This window comes from Streptomyces alkaliphilus, from assembly GCF_014141535.1.
GTDB classification, from domain to species: Bacteria; Actinomycetota; Actinomycetes; order Streptomycetales; family Streptomycetaceae; genus Streptomyces; species Streptomyces alkaliphilus.
The window spans coordinates 1-588 of record NZ_VKHT01001638.1; the positions used below are offsets into that span (position 1 = coordinate 1).

General features: G+C 72.8%; 2 protein-coding genes. Both read left to right on the plus strand.

Features of this window, described 5'->3' with window-relative positions:
- The coding region (locus FNQ90_RS26085; protein WP_182608547.1) for a hypothetical protein at positions 1-256 on the plus strand (256 nt) is incomplete at its 5' end.
- Entirely contained in the window at positions 253-558 is a 306-nt protein-coding gene (locus FNQ90_RS26090; RefSeq protein WP_182608548.1) for a hypothetical protein, read from the plus strand. The genes FNQ90_RS26085 and FNQ90_RS26090, both read left to right, overlap by 4 nt.
- Positions 559-588 lie beyond the last annotated feature (30 nt).

Below are 588 nucleotides of genomic sequence, written 5' to 3' on the forward strand. Positions count from 1 at the left end.
CTCCCGCCCCACCGACCCGCGCGCCCTGGCCCGCGAGATCCTCACCGCCGCCGGCGCCACCGGCTACACCCCCAAGGAACTGCACGCCGCCCTCGGGGAAGCGCTGGGCGAGCGGGGCGAGGAGGAGCTGCTGCCCGCACCCCGCACCGTCGCCGGATGGCTCACCAAATGGGAGGGCGAGGGCACCGCCGCGGCCGACCGCACCGGCCAGTACACCGTCTACACCATCGCCACCGACAAGGAGAGCACCAAGTGACCTGGATCCCCGAGGAGGAGATCGAACAACTGGAGGCCGAACGCCACCGCTACGCGGCCACGTTCTCCCACACCGACCCGAACGACACCGTCACCCGCGCCCACCTCCAACACGAGATGGACTGGCGCACCCGCCGCATCCAACAGCTCCAGGAGCAGCGGCCCCTGGGCTGGGGCGCGCGCCTCGCCCTGCGCGGCGCCGCCCTGGCCGCCGCCTGGGCCGCCTGGCAGGTCGACCCCCTGTGGGCCACCATCACCCTCGGATTGTTGGCCGCATTCCTCGCGTTCCTCAGCCTCGGCTGAACCCCCACCCCGTCCCTCACAACCACGGAG